The following is a 1491-nucleotide window of genomic DNA, read 5'->3' as shown; positions in this document are numbered from 1 at the left end:
TCACCGATGATGAGCACACCAGCGCTGTTGTAATCAGGTAGAATTGGTTTCATTGTTGGTCTCCAAAAATTAAATCGTGGTGAGTTTAGCACAGCCTTTTTCTAGGCTGAACCTTGAGCACTACTTCTACTTAGGCGAACCACTGGTTCCATGCTTGCTTCACCCATTCTCTTTCTGCAACAAACTTATCTTCAACCACATCTGCATCCAAATTAAGCAGGTTTCTGTGGTGTATTTCGTTACGCATCGTCGTGTACGCGCGTATCAGTTGCATCGCTTGGTCTTCTTCCATGACACCTTGAGCAATTAGCGTTTCATATATTCGGACATTGTCACACCAACGCGTAAGCTTAGGTTTCTCGTGACTATAGTTAAGCACCAAATATTGAGCCAGAAATTCGATATCGGTAATACCACCGACGTCTTGCTTGATCATGAAGCGACCAGATTTCTTACCACCTAAATGATCGCGCATTTTTTCGCGCATCTCGACGACTTCTTTTTTCAACGTTTGCTCATCACGCGGTTTACACAACACATCATGACGAGTGTTATGGAAAGCAATCGCCAATGGTTCATCACCATAAATCATGCGAGCGCGCACTAAAGCTTGATGCTCCCAAGTCCACGCATCTTGATGTTGATAATCATCAAACGCATCGGTTGGACTCACCAACAGGCCGGACGCCCCAGAAGGACGTAAGCGAGTGTCCACTTCGTATAGAATGCCTGATGCGGTGCGGGTTGAGAAAATATGGATGATGCGCTGTGCTAAACGAAGGTAGAACTGGCGGCCGTCAATTTCCTTCTTCCCATCGGTGTATACATTAACTGGGCAGTCGTGCATAAAGACGATATCTAAGTCTGAGTTGTAGCCCAACTCCCATCCACCGACTTTACCATAACCGATCACGGCAAAGCCTTTGCCTTCACGGTCCTTCACGTGTGTTGGCTCGCCGTATTTTTCAGACACTTGAAGCCACGCTTGGCTGACCACCGCTTCAACAATGGCTTCTGCTAGATAAGTTAAGTGGTCACTTACTTTCATGACTGGCAGCACGCCAGCGATATCCGCCGCCGCGATACGCAAAATACAAATTTGCTTAAACTGACGCAACGCTTCCATTTGCTGCTCCATATCATCTTCGGGAATACGGGCAAGGAAATCGCGCAATTCAGTGCGATAGCTATCGAGTGGAATTGGGTTGTACAGTTGTTGAGGATCTATCAACTCATCCAGAAGGATTGGATAACGAGACAACTGTTCGGAAATCATTGGACTTGCGGTACACAAGCGCACCAACTGCACCAATGCGGCAGGGTGTTCATCCAACAATTCTAAGTACGTCGTGCGCGTGCAAATATTGTGCAGTAAGTGCAACACTCGCGGTAAACCAAATTGAGCGTCTGGGTGGGCAAACACCGCGTCAAACACTTTTGGCATCAAGCGATTAAGACTTCTCGCCCACGGGGGCCGAGCGTTTTCTTGGC

General features: G+C 47.4%; 1 pseudogene. It reads right to left on the bottom strand.

Annotated elements, in window-relative coordinates:
* Positions 1 to 130 precede the first annotated feature (130 nt).
* Positions 131 to 1491 (bottom strand): annotated as a pseudogene (gene glnE / locus R7Q48_RS24105) (bifunctional [glutamate--ammonia ligase]-adenylyl-L-tyrosine phosphorylase/[glutamate--ammonia-ligase] adenylyltransferase); the annotation flags it as partial.

It is taken from the genome of Vibrio sp. 378, from assembly GCF_033339435.1.
Note: the sequence above shows the minus strand (reverse complement) of the source record. Positions and strands in the feature narration are given on the sequence as shown.